Here is a 19134-nt window from a genome sequence, read left to right on the forward strand (position 1 = left end):
TCGGCACAGGTAGCCGCTCACGTCAGCTGCCCCGGGAGAAAAAGTGCAGGGATGGGAGCCCGGACTGTTGACAACATCATTGAGACTCCTTCGGATTATGCGCCCCCGCTCCACACCATCAATCGCTGACGCGACTCAGGCCGGCCATAAACCTCTTCGGCGCTCCTGCGTCGCTTATTTCCTTCGAGGTTTCTTAGCAGGCCCCGCCCTACGGGTTGACAGTGCTCCGTCGGGGACGAGCGAGCGAGCTCGCCAGCAGGCAAAAAACAACGGGGGAAGGGTCTACTGCTGGTCACTACAGGGCCCCGACACCACCACTGCAACCAAGGAGCACAACCCCATGAACGCTCAGCTGACTACTCAGCCGACCTCCGCGCCGACGCTGGAGATGATTGACCCGCGCACGCTCACCGTGGACGTGAACGTGCGCAAGGACGCTGCCCTGACGCCCGAGTTCGTCGCGAGCATCAAGGAGCACGGCGTGATCGAACCCGTGATCGCACACCGCAAGGACGACGGCGACGGAACCACCACGGTGCATGTCCTGATGGGCCAGCGCCGCACGCGTGGCGCGGTCGAAGCCGAGGCACCCCTGATTCCGGTCATGGTCGTCGCCAGCCCGGAGGAGGCCGAGCGGATCACCACGCAGGTGGTGGAGAACGTCCAGCGTTCCGCGCTGACCGACGCGGACGAGGCTGACGCCTTCCACCAGCTGTCCCTGCTGGGAGTGAGCGCGGCGCAGATCGCGAAGAAGACCGGTCGCGCCAAGACTCAAGTGGAGGGAGCGTTGAAGGCGAAGAAGAGCACCGCAGGGGAGGCCGCGCTGTCTAAGGGGCTGAGCATCGAGGAAGCTCTCGTGCTGGCCGAGTTCGAGGGCGACGAGGACGCCACCGAGGAACTGGAATCGGTCATCGCGGACGAGCCGGACATGCTCGCGCACGTCGCCCAGCAGATGCGCGACAAGCGCGGACGCGAGGAAGCCCGCGCCGCACTGGTGGCGGAACTAGAAGCCGCCGGGACCGTCGTCGTGAAAGATGTGAGCTACGGCTACTACCCGACGGATGAGAACGTGGTCGTCACCGGTCTGCTCCGAGGCGACGGAGAGCGAGCCACGGACGAGGACGCGAACGCCGTCTGCATCGCCACCGACTACCACGGCGAGTACAGCACCATCCCGGTTGTCACCGGATGGAAGGAACTGGGTTTCGCCCTCCGACACGCCACGAGCACAGCGGCCCCGAAGGGACCAATGAGCGACGAGCAGAAGGCCGAGCGGAAGACCCTGATCGCCAACAACAAGGCCATGGAATCGGCGACGGTCGTCCGGCGCGATTTCGTTCGGTCCCTGCTGGCGAAAAAGCAGGCACCGAAGGGCTGGCAGTACTTCACCGTCCACGCCCTGACCCACCACTCTCAGGTTGCCAGCGGCTACGAGGGAGCCGTGGCCGCTGAAATGGCCGGAGCGAAGATCGAGGGCAAGGAATCGTGGGGATGGAATCCGCTCCGCGACCACGTCGCGAAGACCACTACCCGTCCCGAGGTGCCCATGATCGCGCTGGTCTGCGCAGGGTTCGAGAAGACCATCGCCAAGGACTCGTGGCGCTCACCGAGCGCAAGTCACCTGACCTACCTCACGCAGTTGGTCACGTGGGGGTACACGCCGAGCGAGGTCGAGCAGATCATCCTCGACAGCGCGAACAAGACCACTGAACCCGACGAAGACACCGAGGACACCGAGCACGGCGAGACGTTCGAGGAAGTCCACGCGGACGAGGAGGAAATGATCGCGGAGGAGTACGCGGCCGAGTAGCACCGGGCACCGGTGGTGCAGGGAGCGGTAGCCCTGCACCACCAGCCCCGGCCGGGGTAGTCAGGGCAGGGGAAAGGGATGCCGGTCGGCTTACCGCTGGTGGGCGGGGCGGTTCGCCGCCGTTACGGGAACCTCGAGCTGTGGTCGCCGGCGACGAACCGCCGTCCTCGCACTTAACCTCGACCCGGCTCCGGTGCCGCGCACCAGGTACGCGCGCCCCGGCCGCGCCACACACCGACACGACTACGAGGAAGGAGCACGCAGATGCGTCGCCCACAGAAGAGGGGACCGACATACGTCGGTCCCCTCACTTCGTGTTGTCCGCTGGAGCGTCGTCCGCTACGCGGCCTTCGTCTCTGCTGCGACCTGTTCCGCGACCTCGTCAGCGGTTGCCGCCAGCGCAGGCTCGGTCCGTTCTTCCCCAGCCGGCGAGCTGGTGCCGGCACCGTCCAGGGCCCGCTTCAGCTCGGCAGTGCTGAGTCCGAGTCGGGCGGCGACCGCGGCCCGGCTTTCGCCGGTCTCGAGCATCTGCTGCACCTTCGCGCCGGCTTCCTTCGCGGCCGCCTCGGCGTCCTGCTCGGCTTTCGCCAGGATCGCATCGGCCCGCTCTCGCGCCTCGGCGCGGATCTGCTCGGCCTGCTGCTCCTGCTCGAAAAACTCCGCCGCCAGGTCAATCAACCGCTCGTGCCGCTCGGTCAGCTCCTGGGCTTTCGCCCTCGCCTTCTCCCGTGCCGCTACCTGCTGCGCAGACTTCCTCGGTGCTGCCATGATGACTCGTCCCCTTCACTCATCCTGCGTTTCATACGCGCCTCGGCCGCGACTTGCGAACCGACGCGCTTTCCCTGCCAAACCTAACGGTTAGCGGCCGCCCACCACGGGCCGAACCGAACCGATCACCGACCAAGCCCGACATCACCGCCGGCACCCATGAGATACCCATGCGGACCTCGCTGACGCTCGGACTGGATCCAACGGACGTTGACCACACGTGGACAGCTTCGAGATAACCCTCGCGTCTCTACGCTGCCCACCTGGTGGATAACGTCCGTTAGCGGTTCCACACAATCGAACGATCCGTGGATAACGAAAATCGTGTTACCCACCGCTCATTTTCATGTGCACAACCGCATCGAGATTCGATGGACCAATCGTACTGGTTTCCACGGCGCTTCATCTTCGGTTTCCTCCTTCGTCGTCACCATGCGATTTCGCACCCTTCCAACCAGCACGATCTGTCACACCTCATGCATCCTAATAAGTGAGGTCGACAAGCGTGCCCTAGCCCGCGAGGATAGGGGCTGTGATGACCGTCCATAAGCTCAGTGCTGGGGACGGCTACGCCTACTACACCTCCGAGGTTGCCAGCGGTGATGAGCTGCGCGCAGGCGGCCGTGAGCTAGGGGACTACTACACCGTCGACGGCATGCCTCCGGGGCAGTGGGTCGGGCACTCGGAGCAGCTGCTGGGAGTCTCCGGTGAGGTCAGCGAAGCGCAAATGAAAGCCCTGTTTGGTGAGGGCATCAAGCCAAATGCAGCGGAAATACTCGCCGCTGGTGGTACTTACGAGGCCACGAAGTTGGGGGAAAAGTACCACCAGTACGGGGCCGCTAACACCGAGATGACCCGTCGAATCGACGAGGAAGTTGCGCGGTTTCGGCGCACCAGTGGACCTGCGTGGAGCGGTCCGGAGAACGCCGACAAAACGCTGCCGAAAGAGGTCATGCACGAGATCCGGTTCCGGGTAGGCGGTGAGCTGTTCCGGGAGTCGCACGGGCGGAACGCCCGCAGCAACGAGGAGCTCGCCCGCTATGTGACCGCGCATACCACTCCCTCGAAGCAGACCGTCGCCGGGTATGACCTGGTGTTCTCGCCCTCCAAATCGGTATCCCTGCTGTGGGCGCTCGGCGGAGACGAAGCCCGCAAAGCAGTCGAGACGGCACACAACGAAGCCATCGCTGAGACGATCACCTTCCTCGAGAAGAACGCCACCTACACGCGCCGCGGGAAGAACGGCGTCCGGCAGATCGACGTCAAGGAAGGACTCGTCGCCACCCAGTTCAGGCACTACGACTCCCGCGCCGGGGACCCGCAGCTGCACGACCACGTCGTCATCGCGAACAAGGTCATGGGCAGTGACGGGAAGTGGTCATCCCTCGACGGGCGGACCCTCTACAAGATGAACGTCGCCGCGTCCGAGACATACAACGCAAAGGTCATCGAGAAGGTCTGCGCGTCCCTCGGCGTCAGCACGGTTGCCCGGGCGACCGGTGGTGGAGAACCCGTGTACGAGGTCGCCGGCATTGACTTGGACGCCATCCACCGGGCGTCCTCGAGGCGCACGAACATCGCCGGCGCGATCAACCGGTTGGAGTCCGAGTTCAGCGACAAGCACGGGTACGCGCCCAGCGAGAAGCAGAAGATTGCCCTGGCTCAGCAGGCCACGCTGGAGACCCGACCGGAGAAGAAGAGCGCCCGCCGGCTCTCCGAGCTGGTCGAGGAGTGGCAGAAGGACTACAGCACCGGACTGGACGGCGGGATGGGCATGCCGGTCGGACCGGCACTCCTCGAGCACCTCCGCAGCGCCGGCATCTCAGCAACTACTGGCACGTCAGCCGGCCCCAGTGTTGCGGACGTCGACGTGCACGAGCACGCCCTTAACATCGTTCACGAACTGTCAGCCAAACGCGCTTCATGGGGGCGAAACCATGTCATCGCCCAGACCCGCCGCCACCTCAAAGACGCCTTCCCCGGACAAACGATCACCGACGGAACCTTGGAGAAGGTCACCCGCTCGGTCATCGGCACCCACAGCCTCCAGGTCACACCCAAAGCCATCACACCAAGCCTGCGCGAGTTCCTGCGGGCCGATGGATCAAGCCAGTTCCAGCAGGCCGATACTGCCCTTTTCACCTCCCACGAGGTGCTGAACGCCGAGCACAGGATCCTCGCAGCCGGACAGAAGACCGTTATCCCAGCCGTGTCCATGGAACGCTTCGAGAAGGTGCTGGCGAAGCACACCGAAGCGGCAGCAAAGGCTGGCAAGCCAGCCCTGTCCCAGGGACAGATCGACCTTGCGCGCGCTTTCGCCACCGACGAGAAGCTGCTCACCCTCGGCATCGGACCGGCAGGAACAGGCAAGACCACCAGCCTGTCCCTGGCCGCCGACGCCGTCCGGGACACCGGCGGACGGGTCATCGGACTCGCCCCCACCGCCGCCGCGGCCGCCCTCATGAGCGCAGACCTCGGAGCCGAAGCGACGACCATCGACGCGTTCCTTGCCACCCACCGCAACCAGCAGCAGAACCAACAGAACAACCAGAAGGCAGACAGCGCGGGCACCCGATCGAGCCTCATCAACCCGGCCTTCATGCCTGTATCGAAACTGCGAGCCGGGGATGTGATCATCGTCGACGAAGCCGGCATGGTGACCACTCCGAAGCTCGCCGACGTCGTCGCCGTGGCCGCCCGCAACGGTGCCCTCGTCAGGGCCATCGGAGATGACCGCCAGCTCGGCGCCATCGGCTCCGGAGGGGCGCTGCGCCTGCTCAACAACGAGGTCGGAGCCGTCCGCCTCGAGGAAGTCCACCGCTTCCGCACGGACGGCGAGTCAGAGGCATCCCTGGTACTTCGCGAACCGCCCGCCGCCGGCGCGGACACCCCGTTCCACTGGTACCTCAAGAACAAGCGCGTCACCGCCGGTACTACTGAAGCCATGACGCAGGACGCCCTCGGTGCGTGGATGGCCGACACCCAGGCCGGCAAAACCTCGCTGCTGATCGCCACCGACAACGCGACCGTCACCGACCTCAACGCACGCGCCCAGGCAGCCCGCATCGCCACCGGCGACCTCGTTGCACACACAGCAGGTGGCGCCGGCCCGATCACCGAGGCAACACCATCCGTCGTCCTCCGCGACGGTCTGCGCGCCTATGCCGGCGACACCGTCGTGACCCGGAAGAACAACCGCACCCTGCAGCTCAACCAGGGCAAGGATTTCGTCAAGAACAACGACGTCTGGACCGTCGAGAAGGTCACCGCAGACCGCGCCACCGATACAGCTGCAGGTGAGGAAGAGCAGCGCATTACCCTCCGGCACGCAGGCCACCGGGGACGGATCACCGTCGACGCCGACTACCTCCACGAGCACGGACAGCTCGGCTACGCCGCGACCGTGCACCGCGCCCAGGGCGCGACCGTGGACACCGCGCACGCGATTCTGGACGAGCGGACCGACCGCGCCGGTGCCTACGTCGCCGCCACCCGAGGACGCGAGACGAACCGGCTCTACGTCGCCCTCGGCGACGACAACGACCAGGTCGTGACCCGCGACAGCGTCCTGTCCACGATCACCGCGAACTACGACCGCACCCTGTCGGCGCACGAAGCAGTACGGACTGAGGCCGTCCGAACTGGCGACGTCGCCACCCTCGCCGGCGTCTACAACGAGGTCGAGAACGCCGCGTGGGAAGCGAAGACCCGCACCATTGCCGCCGAGGTTCTGGGGCCGCGGACCGCCGTGCAGTTCACCTCGCACGAGGCATGGGGAGCAGTCGCCACCCACCTGCGTGCAGCCGAGGCCCAGGGATTCGATCCTGCCGCACTCCTGGCTCAGGCCGCCGGAGTTACCCGTGACAGTACCGGACGCGGACAGCACGCCGACACTGGGCACCTTCGCGGGTTCGACGGAGCCCAGGATCCGGCAGCCGTCCTCGCCTACCGGCTCGAGCAGCGCATCGACGCCGCCCACAGCTTCCTCGCCAACGCCGACCAGCGTCCCCTCGGCGCGGTGTCCGATGAGCACCTGGCCCGCCTCGCAGACCAGGCAACGAAGCACGCAGCAGGAACCGAGCTGCCGCGCAGGGCGCCCGGTGAAGTGCCGATGGACACGCAGTGGGCGGCCCATCCGTTCGCGCTCATGCGGACCGACAAGCTCACCGACGCTCGCACCGATACCCTGCAGCGGGTGCAGGCCATCGACCCGACCCAGCCCGTCGACGCCTCGACGAGGAAGGAACAGTGGATGGTGCAGGCGATGACGGTCGAGTTGGAACGCCGGCAGGATCTTTCCCCGACGCAGGCCGCGATCGAGCGCACCGCACGCGGGGAGGATCCCCGCACCGCCCACCAAGTCACCATTGGCGACGCCATCAGGAATGAGCAGCAACTCCGCGCCCTCGCACTGCCACAGTCAAGCAATACAAGCAATACAAGCAATACAGGCAATACAAGCAATGCTGGTAATGCAAGGAAGACAAGTAATGCAAGCATTTCGAGGGTCGCCGCCGAGGCGGTCAGTGAGGACCTCGCACCGTCCGTGCTTGTGCGTGATGAGTTGGTGCCGGCGTCCTACCGGGCTGAGCTTGAGCGGCTGCGGACGCATCTCGAGCAGAGGGTCATGGTCCGGGGCGCGCAGCTCGCGGAAGAGAAGCCCGCGTGGACGAACGCGCTCGGCCCCGTGCCCGGAAGAGACGTAAAGGCAGCCGAGTGGCACCGCATCGCGGCCGAGACCGAGGCATACCGGAACCGGTACAACATCGGCGCCCACGAAACAGTGTTGATCCCCAAGCAGTACCGGGATGATCCCACCGCGCAGCGCCTCATCGAGCGCGCTACAGCCCTGCACAAGCACAGCGAACTCACGACCGTCGCTCCGAGGACGGCCACGCAGATCCAGCATGGAGCGGACGAGGCAGCGATCGTGGACCGCATGGCGACCGAGCAGGCAGCCGCCCGCCGCGTCGTCGACCGGATGCGTGAAGAACGCGGCGCCGCCAGCGACCCGCTGCCGGCACCGCAGCAGCGCGAGGCACGCATTGTGAATGCCGTGCAGGCTGAGCCGGTACCGCAGCAGGGTGAAGATATGTCAACTGCCGTCGCCCGTGTGCTCGCTAGACACCGCGCACAGGCGGCAGCGGCTGCAGGCGAACCGGCGACGGATGCAAAGAACCAGGGCCAAAAGGAGACAAGTGTGGGTGAGAAAAACAGCACTACTGCTCGTCGTACCAATCCTGGTGGAGGATTCAGCCAGCGGCAGGCCGATCTTATCGAAAGTCGGAAGGCCACTGCCGCCGAGCGTCAGGCGCGCGAAGCGGCATCGTCAAAGAAGGACACAGCAGCAGCAAGCCGTCGAGCGGACCAGGCGACAAAGGACAACGGCCGCTCCCTGTAAACGCGTTGCCACCTTATGAGCCGAATAAGTGGTCAGCGTGTTTAAGCGCATCCGTTGCCATCCCGGATCAAGCACGGGCGCGCTGTCATCACACTGTTGGGAGCCCCAACGCTTGCGGCCTTTCATTCCACTCCTCAATCCGCGAGCTGAGCATTGTGCTGAGTTTTTGCGCCGTTGAGGAGTGAAGGTAATGCCGGACCCCGTGGATAGTTACCTCGATACACTCATCTTGGTCGTCGTCCGTCAGGGTTACTCCTACATGGCCATGAGGCCAGTTCTGCGGCACATCTGGTTCGTGCGTTTCGGTGATCGGTTCGCGGATCACTTTCACCTCTTGACGTGCAGCCTTCAACCGACTTGCTTTCCCCATCAGACCCATCCTTGTCCTAGATGCATTAAGTATCTACGCCATGGCACGATACGCGGTCTTATAAGTTGCTGGTTCGAGCCTCGGGGGACTGCATCCGAAGGGCACGAGACCGAGGAGAAGGACGTTTTTGTCGGGGCGCCTTCGTAAGCTTCGCGGATGCACTCATTCAACCGTAAGGGCAGGCGGTCGCGATCGTTCCCCGTGGTCCAACAGTCAGATCTTGACCTGTTTTTTTCCCTGAGCAAGACGCAACAGTTTGAGGATCTCAGAGAACTTCGCACGCGTGTCGCGCACCTTGGTGGCGGTAGCCTCGCGGCGTTCACGGCCCTTTACCTCAGCATCGTATTGGTGGTGCTGCCAATGCTTCTGGGGAGCATCATCGACGGCAGCGGCCCATATGGTGTGGCCGCCCCGTATATTACCGTCGCCGCCACCCTGCTCCTCGGCATGTGGATCGCGTACTCGTTCATGCTTGAGCAACGAGACTTGGCACGCGCGTCAGCCCGCTTGGCGTTCTACGACGATGCCCTGCGACGTCAGCAAGAGGTTTCGAACGTAACGGTCCGCTAAACCACTTGCTGGACCTGGTCGTATCCGCTGCTTAGCTCGTCCTATGTATGTTCGCGCAGCTGCTTGTACAGGGTGGGAGTCAAAGGGGTGCTTGAAGTGACGGTAATACTGCCTGGGTCGATACGGTCCTCAAAGGCGGCGAGCACGTAACCGTTTCCGGTTGCCGATGGAGCTAGTACACCACCGAATTCAAGGAACCATGCGGCGTGGCCCACGCTCTGGCAGGCATCCCAATCATCGCCGGCGATATCGTCAATGGTCAGGCCCACCTGCTCCAGCGTTTCAGGTGCCCTGAGATCCAGGACGGGCAGGCGGGTAACTGCGAGGGAGTGAAACACCTTTGGGGCGGCCAAGAATGTCTCTGATGTCATCCCCTGTGACGTTGCTGCCCTGTCAAGCTCACCAATGCAGGCGCTTTCTGGAAGTGCGAGGTAGGTAGTGGCGTAGATGCCCCGGGGATTCCACCGACCTCCGAAGAGTCTGGCTCCCGCTCCCGATAGCGGATCGCGGCGGGCGGCGGTATAGCGATATGTCTGTCCGGAGAATGGCGTCGCTCCGATGCGGTCGACCTGTGCGACGACCTCATCGTTGGCGGGTGAACTCACAGAACGACGCCTTCAGCCAAGGCTTCGATGAGGTCAAGTACGTCACGAAACTGGCCGGCGTGGATACGGTCAGCGGGGCTGTCGTGTCCGAGCATGCGATTTGGTGAAAGCATCCAGAGGTTGGCCTGTTCTCGGGGAATGACTTCGGTAACGGCCTGTGCCACGTAGGCCAATTCGAGCAGCCGCTGTTTGTTGAGGCGCTGAGGTACGACGACACCTTGAGTCCATCGCGAGATGGTGCGAGCAGAGGCATCAACTATTTGCCCAACTTCGTCCTGGGTCAGTCCGAGGTTATCGATGATGTCATTGACTTTGATGGCGAGGGCGTTGTTTCCGGCGGTGGCGGTCATTGCGTGTCTTCCGTTGTGTCTTGCTTATGTCACCTAGTATGTCACGTATACTGGCACGAAACGAGAGGCGGCGGGCATGGGTATCGAGTTCCGGTTGGGGTACAACAACCACTTGAAGGTTGAGGATTTCCTGACACGAGACGCAGGAGCGATCGGTGCAATCGCTCTCCATGTGTCCGGGGCCGGGCACCAGAACGCTGTTGCTGAAGCTGCTCGCGAAGCAGGGATTCCGGTCACCTTCGATCCAAGGACCGAGCGACTCGCCAGCCCGGGATACGCGTTGGAGAAGATCCCGGGTTTCACCGGAACTCCCTACAATCTTTCTGCTCTCGCTGCTGACCCGGATGCCCGTGCCAAGCTGGTGTCCGCAGTCCTCGAAGCACATCCCGCAGCCGCCACTCTGGTTACGCCACCAAGCTTCTTCGTAGCGTCGCCCGAGACCGCTTTGCTCAACCTCGGGTTGGCCGAGTTGACCCGATCGGAAACCGATCTCCCAACTCGCCCAATCATGACCTTCGGGCCGCGGTGTTCCACCGGCCTTGTACGCGACGTCGCCGAAGAGTATGCACGAGCCGGCTTCACCTCTGTAGATGTGCGCTTCTCCCCGCTGGGCGGCGAGAAGGAGAGCATCCGTAAGATCCGAGCGGTTTTCAAGAACCTCGACGTATTCAAGGGATACGGCCTGGAGGTGACCCTGGGCCAGTCGGGCAATATTGGCCAGGCGGCAGTTGCCCTTGGTCACGCAGACCACTACTCCGTGGGAGTTGGTCAGCTGGAGTCGGTGAACCATGCGCGCACCATCAATCAGCAGTCGAAGCCGCCAGACTTTGATGAAAACGGCAAGAAGAAGGCTCGCCCATCCCAGGAGGGTGTGTATCTTCCGGGACTGGCTCTCACCGTCAGTCGAGCGACTGGCGCTGCGCTGCTTGGGCACACTGATATCCGAACGCGCATCGGCTGCCGTATCGGGGCGTGTGCCAGCTCCATCAAAGGACCGCTGGATGACAACAGGGGTCACTATCTCCACGCGCGAGCAGCAGAAATGCAACAGCTCATGGCGCAACCTGCTGCGTGGCGTGTGAAGTCAGAGACAGATCGGTTGGCCCGAGCCCTCGAACTGCGCAAGCTGATCAATCGGAAGTACCTCGGCAAGAAGGAGCCGCAACTTCATACCCGTACCCTCGAAAGCATCCTCGCGCAGATCGGTGAGGAGCAGGCTGCTGCCGTCGCCTGATTCGCCCCTGAGCCAGGCCTCTCGTGGGTGGAGGATTTGGTGCAACTGAGAAGCGTCCAAAGAGTCATGCGTCAACATAGGTTGACATGAGACTCGTTATCGGTTTCCCTTCAAATACGTGAAGCAAGTTCGAATGCTCTGGCTAAAAAGAGAGTCTGAAGGGTTATGCCTCAGTTCCGTTGAGCACGTGGCTAAGTTTCTTGGCGTGACGTGATGAAACGAGCCAGTACGGTGTGCGGTCTTCTTTGTCCGATAGTTCGATTCGGACGACGCCGTCGATCCATCCGCGGATGCAGAGAAAAGCCAGGCCGTGCAGGTGGGTGCCCCGTTGCGCCGTAGCGTTCGCGCCAGCGAAACTTTGAGCCCTACCCACATATTGGCGCTCGATGCGAGCTCGTCCTACACGCAGTTCGGTGGGTGTGACGCGGATCGTGGGTGTTGAGGTGAGGAGCGCGAAGATGAGGCCGACCAGGGTCAGTACGGATGCGGCGACGCCGATCAGCATATCGATGGGCGCGAAAACGACGGCAGGAACAAAAGCTAGGCCTACTGTGATAAACCAAATCCAGAAGCTCGGGTAGAGACGCTCCTCGTACAGGACTTCGCCCTCCTGCCCTGCAGATTTCGTGTGTTGTGAGGTGAGGCCGGGTATTTCGTGTGGCTGGTACATGAGCGTGGTCCGGTCTATTTGGTGGATGGCGGTGCGCGGCGCCGTGGAGCGTGTGCGGCGAGGTTGCTTGGTGAGGATGATTCCGACGATGAACAGGAGTGCGGCGGCGGGGTAGCCGGTCACTGCGTCCCAGAGCGGGGACATGTGGGGTTGGCGTTGTGGCGTACTGGCGAGGAGATGCCCGACGCCGGTCAGAAGCCCGAGTGTCATCAGGATCGGTCCGACGAATCGTCGCGTTCTTGTGGCGATGAATCTTCTGGCGGTCATATGTGCTGCGGTGTGTCAGGTGATGGCTCGGGCTCTTTCTGCTCGTCTTTGCTCGGGGTGACGCCCCAGTGGGAGGACAGTGCTTGCTCGAGTTTTACGGCCTCGTTTCGCAGGCCTGAGTCTTCTCCTCGCGCGAGGAGTCCGTACTCAAGGGTGGTGCCTCCCTCTGGTGTTGCACGGGCTTTGATCCATACGCGTCGACGCGCGGTGATGAGCGAGAGGATGAGTCCGGTCAGGGCGAGGGTGGAGAAGATCAGGGCGCCAATTTTGCCCGGGTCGTAGGTGATGTCGAGGGCGACGAAGCGTTTCAGACTGTCGAACGTGATGGACCCTCGTCCGTCAGGCAGCTCGTAGGTTTGCCCGGGCTCGAGCACGATGCCACCCGCGTCCAGGTCCCGTCCGTTGAGTTGAGTCAGGTTCGTGGTGTCCAGTTGGTACACGGACCGCGGCGTTCCGTCGTCCAGACCGAGATCACCGTAGTAGGAGTTCAGGTTCAACCGCGGGTTAAAGGGATCCGGGTCGGAACCAAAGGCCAGACCTTCACTGTTCACGACGGCGGTCGGCAGGAAGAAGCCGACGAATCCGAGCTGATCGGGATTCGCATCGGGCGCTTTGATGACGATCGTCGAAGTGTAGGCCGAATCCGTGGGCTGAGACGGGACGGGGCCGGAGAAGGCAATGTTTCCTTCCCCGTCGCGGATCTCGACGACGGGAGCGTATCCGTTCCCGACGAGATACACGTTGGTGCCGCCGATGCCGATAGGGGAGTTGACCTTCAGGACCCGGTCCTCAGCGGGCCGGTCAGGGCTTTCCTGCACGGTCATCCGCGCGGTGAAGTCCAGGGGCTGACCGTAGGTAGCTTGCTCGTCCCGGTTGAAGCGGACATCGAAGTCGTCCAGGGTCAGCGCGAAGGGGGTCAGGGTGTCGGGGTTGAAGTTAGTGCCAGGGGAGAAGGAGTCGTAACCGATAAGGGCGTTGGTGAACCCTTCCCCTTCGACGATGAGTTTCTGTCCCCGGTAGCCGAACACGCCGCCGATGGCGACAGATACCAGCACACCGATCAAAGCGGTGTGGAACAGCAGGTTCCCTGCTTCCTTCATGAAACCCCGCTCAGCACCCACGGACGGTGTGGCCGTACCTGCGTCGCGGATGTCGACCCTGTACCGGAGCTTCCGCAGGATCGCCGCGGCGTCTTTGATTGCAGTGGCCGGATCGAGGGCAGGCGTTCCCGCGCCGCCACCATTCAAGACGATGGTCCCGTGTTGGGGGAGTCGTGTGAACCGGCGGGGGGTGCGCGGCGGTGCTGATCGCAGTGCCTTGAAGTGGGCTTTGGTGCGGGGGAGGACACAGCCGACGAGGGACGTGAAGAGAAGGAGATAGATCGCCGAGAACCAAACCGAGGAAAAGACGTCGAACATCTGCAGGCGGTCAAGCCAGGGACCCGTGTCGGGGTTGTCCTTCAGGTACTGGGTAACGACAGCAGGATTGGCTCGGCGCTGCGGGAACAGGGACCCGGGAACGGCGGCCACGGCCAGCAGCAGCAACAACTGCAGGGCTGTCCTCATGCTGGTGAGCTGCCGCCACATCCAACGGAGCATCTCGCCGGCACTCAAACTGGATACCGAAATATCGGGGGTCTGCCCCGGCCGCGAATCAAGACCCTGGTCAGGTGCCTGGCCGGGAGCGTCCTCCGGGGTCTGCTTGGGTGTTTGGTTGGGTGTTTGTCCGGGTGCGGGGTCAGCTGGCATCGTCGGATCCCGCCGTCGTGGATGGGAGGGGCGGCGCAGGGTTGTCTTCAGCCAGTGCGTCTGCAATCAGGGTTTTCAAGGTGCTTTCGTCGGCGATGCCGAGGATGCGGGCGCTGACGCGGCCCTGCCGGTCGAGGACCAGCGTGGTGGGCACAGCCTGCGGCGGCACATAGCTGGTCAGGCTCAGAAGCATCTTCCCGTCGCGGTCTCCGAAGCTGGGATAGGTGATGCCGAAGTTCCGTTCAAACGCTTCAGCCGTGGGCTTTTCATCGCGAACGTTGATGCCGTAGAACCTGACGCCCTCGGGTGCGAAGGAGGTGCTCAGTGCCTGCAGCATGGGTGCTTCGACCCGACAGGGAGCGCAGGCGGCGTACCAGACGTTCAGGACGACGACGTTGCCGACCCATTGGTCGGAATCGACGGTCGTTCCGTCGTAGAGCTCACCCTTGACGTCCACGGGTTCGCTTCGGGTGTCGGGAGCGTATTCGGCGACCGACCCGTCACCGGCGATGTAATTCTTGTTGTCGCCGGCGTTGGCTTGCTCGGCAAGGGAGTTGTTCTGCGCCGAGCATCCGGTGATGAGCAGTGTTGCCGTCACCATGAGAGCTACGAGTGTCGATGCGCGGGTGCGGAGACGCGGGCTACCCGGCGCCGACGGATCCCGTAGGGGCGGATGCGGCGGCAACGGAGTACCTGGTGCGGGGGGAGGATTTGGGTTGGTGCGGGTGGGGGCACTCATGGGGCGATCTCTTCTCGATCGTGGTGTGCGCGGGGAAGGGGGTGCGTTTGGCGGAAGCATCAGACGGGGGTGAGGAAGGTTCCTGCGAGGTTTTGGAGCTGGTAGATCCACAGCATCCAGACACCGGTCACCATGAGGACTCCGACCAGGACGAGCAGGGCGCCGCCGATGAGGTTGAAGACGCGGATATGGCGTCGGACGAAGGACAGCGCGGTGGTGACCCACTGAACTCCGAGCGCGACGAGGATGAACGGTATGCCCAGGCCGAGGCAGTAGACGAACCCCAGGAGCGCGCCACGCCACGCTGTGCCGGTCGTGGTGCTCAAGGCCAGGACAGCGCTGAGGGTGGGGCCCATGCAGGGCGTCCAGCCCAAACCGAAGACCACCCCGAGCAGGGGTGCGCCGGCGATACCGGTGCGGGGCCGCCAAGACATTTTCGCGGTCCGCTGCAGGAACGGAAGCCGGCCGACCAGTGCGAGCCCCATGACGATGACGAACACGCCGAGGACCCGGATCAGGGGGTCTTGCCAGCGTAGAAGCCAGGAACCGATGACGCCGAACGCGGCGCCGTAGAGGGTGAACACGAGGGCGAAGCCGAGGATGAACAGGGCGACGCCGGTCAGCAGTCGGCGTCGGTTGTCCGGCCGGCCGGGTTCTGCCAGTCCGGAAACGTAGCCCAGATAGCCGGGGATGAGCGGCAGGATGCAGGGGGAGAGGAAGGACACGAGCCCTGCGATCATCGCCAGAGGTATTGCGGCCAGCAGCGCCCCGGATTGGACGCTGTCCGCGAAGTATTCGCCGATGCTCATCCGCGGTGTACCTGCGAGGCCGCGATCGTCGTCGAGTAGTGATGGGTTTGAGGGTGATGCGGGGAAGTCATGAGTGGGTCCTTGGAACGCGGCGGCACGCAGCACGAGCGTGAAGGCGCCGCGCGAAGAGTAGGCAGGGCTCATTCGGCAGTTGTTGAACCTGGCGAAGGAGTGAGGCGGGCTCGAGGAAGGCGCTAAATCCTAGATGCGGCTGATCGACAGTTGAAGCAGGCAGACGCCGCTTGAGCGCAGAGGGGCCGCAACCGACGGTAGTAATTCGCGCGTCCTGTTGCCCCCGGGCAGGAAAACCATGGCTCGCAGACAGTAAAGGCCAATGAGACCGGCAACGACGAGCACCATCGAGCACAATGCGGTCGCCACCAGATGCCCATCAGGACAGGCGGCAGCACATACATCTCCCAGGAGGACGTCCTGACCGAAATCTAGCCCGATAAGGGGAGACGGAGCCTGCTGAAGAACCTCATTAGGTATCAACGCTGCGGGAGAGGCGAAAACCTGCTCCGTCATAGTTATGGAGGAGGACTGTACAGGTGCACTGCTGCTGTTGGAGAGCGCGGGCCCGGCCCACACGTGCAGGATGGTGATGCCCAGCAGGAGCACGAGGACTCGCAGGTGCCACCGGGCAGGCGAGGGAACGGCGGAGGGATTCAAGAGCATCATCTGATGCATGACTCTCCCAACGCTCCTGCTGAATCGTTCGTTTTGAACGGCCTGACCTTGCCTCATTCTACCGGCGGACAGTGACGGCCCTGATCGAATGAGCGTGCCTGTAGTACTCAATCTGGGCCCGCGGCCGATGTCAGGAGAGCGGCACGGGTACATCTGGTGACGAGATCGGCCTTCCTGACCGATTCAGCCATTCATGTATAGTACAGCGCGTGCTGACTAATGAACGATACCTCGATGTGATGAACAGGCTAGGACGGGCGATGGCCGATCCGACCCGGTCCCGCCTCCTCATGACCCTGCTCGACCATCCCGCCTATCCGGCAGACCTTGCCCGTGAGCTGGAGCTCACGCGGTCAAATGTCTCCAATCACCTTGCGTGCCTTCGAGATTGCGGAATCGTCATTGCTCGCGCCGAAGGTCGGCAGACGCGCTACCAGATCGCCGATCCACACCTGGCTAAGGTCCTGACGTCCCTGGTTGAAGTCAGCCTCGCGGTCAATGAGGGAGCACCGTGCCTGGATGCTGAATGCTCTCTGCCGGGTTGCCACAATTCGGTGGTCACCGCGTGATTCTGTCCTCAGTTCTTCCAGCCATCGGCCTGTTCTTCCTCACCAACATCGATGACATCATCGTCCTCGCCCTGTTCTTCGCCCGCGGAACGGGACAACGAGGAACCACAGCCCGCATCATCGGTGGGCAGTACCTCGGTTTCATCGGGATCCTGGGCGCCGCAGTACTCGTCTCCCTCGGCGCAGGTGCCTTCCTCCCCGAGGAGGCCATCCCGTACTTCGGCCTCATACCCCTGCTGCTGGGTCTTCGGGTTGCATGGCAGGTATGGCGCAACCGAGACGACGACGACGACGACGACGAAGCGAAAGTCGCCGGGAAAAAGGTTAGTGTCCTGACTGTCGCTGCCGTGACCTTCGCCAACGGTGGCGACAATATCGGGGTCTATGTCCCGGTATTCCTGAATGTCGGGCCGACCGCCGTCATCGCCTACTGCGCGGTCTTCCTCGCCCTCGTGATCGTCCTTGTGTGGCTCGCCAAGTTCGTGGCTACACGACGCCCCATCGCGGAAGCTCTCGAACGCTGGGAGCACATCCTGTTCCCCGTCGTCCTCATCGCTCTTGGCCTGTTCATCCTCATCAGTGGTGGAGCGTTCGGCCTGTGACGACATGCACCTACCTCCGTCCAAGCGGCGCCAGGTTTCCCCCCAGATTGTTAACACCGCGCCAAGCGGCAACAACGGGAAAACGCGATGAGTAAGGACAAGCCCGCTGCGTCCGCTGCATGGAGAGCACGCAATAAAGCCCGGGTGTGGATGCTGGTCGGGTCTTTGATCCTGGTTGGTATTGATCTTGCCGTGAAGGCCGTCGTCGAGCTACAGCTGCGTGAGGGCCAAACCATCGAAGGTGGACTCGTGGACTTGCGGCTGCACTTCAACCCGGGTGTCGCTTTCAGCTTCGGAGCCGATCTGCCGCCGATCGTCATCCTGCTCGGCACTGGAGCGATCATCGCGGGTCTGGCATGGTTCCTCCTGGCGTCGGCCGAGACGCTGGGCCGGCTCGGCCTAATAGGCGGGGCAATGATTCTCGGCGGCGCGTTGGGTAATTTCCTTGATCGGCTGGCCGGCGGTGGTGTGGTCGACTACCTGCACGTCTCCTGGTTCTCCACTTTCAATCTGGCTGATGTCTTCGTCTCGGTCGGTGTTGGGCTACTGATCCTGGAAACCCTGTTCAGCACCCGCGGCCGCACCCCTGAGCCGCGCGACTCCTGACCCTCCTGCCGATGGGTTCACCTATACGCCCCCGCAACGGACGCACGCACGGATGCGGACCTGTTCGCCTGCGCAGGTCTTGCCTCCGTGATCCCTGCGGCGGTCGCCTAGTCGATGACGGATTTGAGTTGCGCCATGCTTGGTGCGCCCGCGGGGCCTTTGTCGGTCATATACCTGCGGCAGGCGAGCCCTACGGGGGTGGTTGCGTCGCCGAACGCGTCGACGCCGTCAATCAGGATGGTGGGAGAGCCATGAAAACCCATACGTTCGGCTTCTTCCACCGTGTCGATGAGCTGGTAGTTGAGTGCGATGTCGGGGCGCTCCGCAGAGAGCAATCGCAGCCGTTTATCAACGACGGTCCAGTTCGGGCAACCATCAAAATACTGCAGAGTGATGTCCATGCGCTCACCGTAAACCTTGTAGTGCACTACAAGGTCAAGCGTTAGGCTCGGGTGATGTTGATCGGGGAGCTTTCCGCCGTCACTGGCGTGGGCCGTCAGGCCATCCGCTTCTACGAGCGTCAGGGACTCATGCCTGAACCTGGGCGAGCGACGAATGGTTATCGGTCATACGATGCGACAGCCATCGGCCGGCTACAGTTCATCCGCACCGCGCAAAGTGCCGGTCTTACCCTGGCCGAGATTGCGCAGGTCCTCCACCTACGTGATGCGGGTCAGACGCCTTGCACGCATGTGACACTCGTCCTTGAGCAGAAACGGGCAGAGGTGCAGGCGCGGCTGCAGGAACTCGCCAATCTGGCAGACGAGCTCGAGATGCTCCTAGAAACCGGCCGCACCCTCGACCCGGCCGCCTGTGGACCATCAGATATCTGCCACATCCTCACACATAAGGCATGACCTGACGCCAAGCATTTGTGCGCCTACCGCCACATCGGTCCTACACTGGCGCATGACACTACTGCGCCGGATCAGCGGCACTAGCCGCAGCAGTCCGCCCAGCACGGCCACAGCGCACTGTTCGTGCTGTGGTCGACGCTTAGAGGTGAAGAAGCTGCATGCGCTGGCCGGCGGTAGCGCCCATATTTGTCGAAGATGCGGGCTCTGGGTCGCAGTCCGTCGCCGATGACACGCGGCGATCCCAACTCCCATACTTACTCCACTGCACTCCGGGAGCTGATCTCGGTCACGCTCAGCAGCGCCTAACGAGACTGTCCAGGATGCTCCCCAGAAACCATCGGACGATGGGCGAAGAAGAGCAGCCATGTCAACATTGCTGGTGAGCCGGTGTATTTGAGGCCTGCGAGTACCACCGGGTTCAGAGTGTTGTGAGCCTAGGTTCGGGGTGTCGGCTGGGTTAGCGCTGGTA

17 protein-coding genes are annotated in these 19134 nt (G+C 63.1%); 8 read left to right on the top strand and 9 right to left on the bottom strand.

The window, feature by feature from the left end; all coding sequences use genetic code 11:
• Window positions 1-340: 340 nt before the first annotated feature.
• Window positions 341-1810 (top strand): ParB/RepB/Spo0J family partition protein, encoded by a 1470-nt coding sequence (locus tag ACIQCY_RS17525; protein WP_400485126.1) that lies wholly within the window; start codon window positions 341-343, stop codon window positions 1808-1810.
• 339 nt (window positions 1811-2149) lie between these two features.
• Here ACIQCY_RS17525 and ACIQCY_RS17530 read toward each other — a convergent pair whose 3' ends face one another.
• Window positions 2150-2578, bottom strand: coding sequence for a hypothetical protein (locus tag ACIQCY_RS17530; RefSeq protein WP_400485127.1), 429 nt, complete (start codon window positions 2576-2578; stop codon window positions 2150-2152).
• Window positions 2579-3113: 535 nt separating this feature from the next.
• Here ACIQCY_RS17530 and mobF point away from each other — a divergent pair.
• Window positions 3114-7979, top strand: a complete 4866-nt coding sequence (gene mobF / locus ACIQCY_RS17535) for a MobF family relaxase (protein WP_400485128.1) — start codon at window positions 3114-3116, stop codon at window positions 7977-7979.
• Between the two features lie 88 nt (window positions 7980-8067).
• Here mobF and ACIQCY_RS17540 read toward each other — a convergent pair whose 3' ends face one another.
• The gene (locus ACIQCY_RS17540; protein WP_400485129.1) at window positions 8068-8349 is read right to left on the bottom strand and encodes a hypothetical protein; all 282 of its coding nucleotides are present in this window, start codon (window positions 8347-8349) and stop codon (window positions 8068-8070) included.
• Between the two features lie 156 nt (window positions 8350-8505).
• Between ACIQCY_RS17540 and ACIQCY_RS17545 the strand changes: the two genes are divergently transcribed.
• Entirely contained in the window at window positions 8506-8919 is a 414-nt protein-coding gene (locus tag ACIQCY_RS17545; RefSeq protein ID WP_400485130.1) for a hypothetical protein, read from the top strand.
• 41 nt (window positions 8920-8960) lie between these two features.
• Here ACIQCY_RS17545 and ACIQCY_RS17550 read toward each other — a convergent pair whose 3' ends face one another.
• Together ACIQCY_RS17550 and ACIQCY_RS17555 are read right to left on the bottom strand one after the other, a co-directional pair.
• Window positions 8961-9524 (bottom strand): RES family NAD+ phosphorylase, encoded by a 564-nt coding sequence (locus ACIQCY_RS17550; RefSeq protein WP_400485131.1) that lies wholly within the window; start codon window positions 9522-9524, stop codon window positions 8961-8963.
• Window positions 9521-9874: an antitoxin Xre/MbcA/ParS toxin-binding domain-containing protein gene (locus tag ACIQCY_RS17555; protein ID WP_400485132.1), complete on the bottom strand. Its 354-nt coding sequence runs from the start codon at window positions 9872-9874 to the stop codon at window positions 9521-9523. The genes ACIQCY_RS17550 and ACIQCY_RS17555 overlap by 4 nt, the downstream gene beginning before the upstream one ends.
• A gap of 76 nt (window positions 9875-9950) precedes the next feature.
• On the opposite strand from ACIQCY_RS17555, the gene ACIQCY_RS17560 reads away from it, so the two are divergent.
• A complete protein-coding gene (locus ACIQCY_RS17560) occupies window positions 9951-11108 on the top strand; it encodes a hypothetical protein (protein ID WP_400485133.1) in 1158 nt (385 codons plus the stop codon).
• 163 nt (window positions 11109-11271) lie between these two features.
• On the opposite strand, the gene ACIQCY_RS17565 is transcribed toward ACIQCY_RS17560, so the two are convergent.
• The 4 genes from ACIQCY_RS17565 to ACIQCY_RS17580 form a co-directional block, all read right to left on the bottom strand.
• On the bottom strand, window positions 11272-12045 hold the full coding sequence (locus ACIQCY_RS17565; RefSeq protein ID WP_400485134.1) for a DUF3093 domain-containing protein: 774 nt from the start codon (window positions 12043-12045) through the stop codon (window positions 11272-11274).
• A complete protein-coding gene (locus ACIQCY_RS17570; protein ID WP_400485142.1) occupies window positions 12042-13643 on the bottom strand; it encodes a cytochrome c biogenesis protein ResB in 1602 nt (533 codons plus the stop codon). The genes ACIQCY_RS17565 and ACIQCY_RS17570 overlap by 4 nt, the downstream gene beginning before the upstream one ends.
• 139 nt (window positions 13644-13782) lie before the next feature.
• Window positions 13783-14394, bottom strand: coding sequence for a TlpA family protein disulfide reductase (locus ACIQCY_RS17575; protein WP_400485135.1), 612 nt, complete (start codon window positions 14392-14394; stop codon window positions 13783-13785).
• Between the two features lie 197 nt (window positions 14395-14591).
• On the bottom strand, window positions 14592-15341 hold the full coding sequence (locus tag ACIQCY_RS17580; protein WP_400485136.1) for a cytochrome c biogenesis CcdA family protein: 750 nt from the start codon (window positions 15339-15341) through the stop codon (window positions 14592-14594).
• 899 nt (window positions 15342-16240) lie between these two features.
• On the opposite strand from ACIQCY_RS17580, the gene ACIQCY_RS17585 reads away from it, so the two are divergent.
• The 3 genes from ACIQCY_RS17585 to lspA all read left to right on the top strand — a co-directional run bounded on the left by ACIQCY_RS17585 (window position 16241) and on the right by lspA (window position 17808).
• Window positions 16241-16600 (top strand): ArsR/SmtB family transcription factor, encoded by a 360-nt coding sequence (locus ACIQCY_RS17585; RefSeq protein WP_400485137.1) that lies wholly within the window; start codon window positions 16241-16243, stop codon window positions 16598-16600.
• Window positions 16597-17202 (top strand): cadmium resistance transporter, encoded by a 606-nt coding sequence (locus ACIQCY_RS17590; protein WP_400485138.1) that lies wholly within the window; start codon window positions 16597-16599, stop codon window positions 17200-17202. Before ACIQCY_RS17585 ends, ACIQCY_RS17590 begins: the two co-directional genes overlap by 4 nt.
• A gap of 87 nt (window positions 17203-17289) precedes the next feature.
• Window positions 17290-17808, top strand: a complete 519-nt coding sequence (gene lspA / locus ACIQCY_RS17595; protein ID WP_400485139.1) for a signal peptidase II — start codon at window positions 17290-17292, stop codon at window positions 17806-17808.
• 107 nt (window positions 17809-17915) lie between these two features.
• On the opposite strand, the gene ACIQCY_RS17600 is transcribed toward lspA, so the two are convergent.
• A complete protein-coding gene (locus ACIQCY_RS17600) occupies window positions 17916-18209 on the bottom strand; it encodes a thioredoxin family protein (protein ID WP_400485140.1) in 294 nt (97 codons plus the stop codon).
• Between the two features lie 54 nt (window positions 18210-18263).
• On the opposite strand from ACIQCY_RS17600, the gene ACIQCY_RS17605 reads away from it, so the two are divergent.
• Entirely contained in the window at window positions 18264-18665 is a 402-nt protein-coding gene (locus ACIQCY_RS17605) for a heavy metal-responsive transcriptional regulator (protein ID WP_400485141.1), read from the top strand.
• Window positions 18666-19134: the final 469 nt, after the last annotated feature.

It is taken from the genome of Arthrobacter sp. NPDC092385, assembly GCF_044755105.1.
Classification (GTDB): Bacteria; Actinomycetota; Actinomycetes; order Actinomycetales; family Micrococcaceae; genus Arthrobacter_D.

Bases quoted from the DNA above. Each gene is read 5' to 3' on its own strand.
- ACIQCY_RS17580 (WP_400485136.1), bottom strand. From the start codon at position 15,341: ATGAGCATCGGCGAATACTTCGCGGACAGCGTCCAATCCGGGGCGCTG.
- ACIQCY_RS17600 (WP_400485140.1), bottom strand. From the start codon at position 18,209: ATGGACATCACTCTGCAGTATTTTGATGGTTGCCCGAACTGGACCGTC.
- ACIQCY_RS17575 (WP_400485135.1), bottom strand. From the start codon at position 14,394: ATGGTGACGGCAACACTGCTCATCACCGGATGCTCGGCGCAGAACAAC.
- ACIQCY_RS17540 (WP_400485129.1), bottom strand. From the start codon at position 8,349: ATGGGGAAAGCAAGTCGGTTGAAGGCTGCACGTCAAGAGGTGAAAGTG.
- ACIQCY_RS17530 (WP_400485127.1), bottom strand. From the start codon at position 2,578: ATGGCAGCACCGAGGAAGTCTGCGCAGCAGGTAGCGGCACGGGAGAAG.
- ACIQCY_RS17605 (WP_400485141.1), top strand. From the start codon at position 18,264: ATGTTGATCGGGGAGCTTTCCGCCGTCACTGGCGTGGGCCGTCAGGCC.
- mobF (WP_400485128.1), top strand. From the start codon at position 3,114: ATGACCGTCCATAAGCTCAGTGCTGGGGACGGCTACGCCTACTACACC.
- ACIQCY_RS17570 (WP_400485142.1), bottom strand. From the start codon at position 13,643: ATGCTCCGTTGGATGTGGCGGCAGCTCACCAGCATGAGGACAGCCCTG.
- ACIQCY_RS17545 (WP_400485130.1), top strand. From the start codon at position 8,506: ATGCACTCATTCAACCGTAAGGGCAGGCGGTCGCGATCGTTCCCCGTG.
- ACIQCY_RS17525 (WP_400485126.1), top strand. From the start codon at position 341: ATGAACGCTCAGCTGACTACTCAGCCGACCTCCGCGCCGACGCTGGAG.
- ACIQCY_RS17560 (WP_400485133.1), top strand. From the start codon at position 9,951: ATGGGTATCGAGTTCCGGTTGGGGTACAACAACCACTTGAAGGTTGAG.
- lspA (WP_400485139.1), top strand. From the start codon at position 17,290: ATGAGTAAGGACAAGCCCGCTGCGTCCGCTGCATGGAGAGCACGCAAT.
- ACIQCY_RS17565 (WP_400485134.1), bottom strand. From the start codon at position 12,045: ATGACCGCCAGAAGATTCATCGCCACAAGAACGCGACGATTCGTCGGA.
- ACIQCY_RS17555 (WP_400485132.1), bottom strand. From the start codon at position 9,874: ATGACCGCCACCGCCGGAAACAACGCCCTCGCCATCAAAGTCAATGAC.